Annotated in this window: 1 protein-coding gene; it reads left to right on the top strand. The window is 68.1% G+C overall.

The annotated features are described in order from the left end of the window. Nucleotides 1-254: hypothetical protein (locus RVY79_RS20620; RefSeq protein WP_317466464.1), on the top strand; the 254-nt coding region annotated here is incomplete at both ends.

Raw genomic sequence — 254 nt, forward strand, 5'->3', positions numbered from 1 at the left:
GCACCCATGTCGTGGTGGCCCGCGGCCTGAGCAGCGACCAGCTCGCCCGGCGCCTGGCCGCCGACCCCGAGGTCGAACTGGTGGCCGTCGACCAATTGCGCAAGCACACGGCGCTGCCGAATGACCCGCTGTTTGGCGGCGCAACGCCCGCCCCCACCGCCTACATCGGCCAGTTCTACGATTCGGGGGACTCGACGACACCACCAACGCTGCGTGACACCTACAGCCGCACCATCGATCAGTGGTACCTGAAG

The organism is Chromohalobacter sp. HP20-39, assembly GCF_033052815.1.
GTDB lineage: Bacteria > Pseudomonadota > Gammaproteobacteria > Pseudomonadales > Halomonadaceae > Chromohalobacter.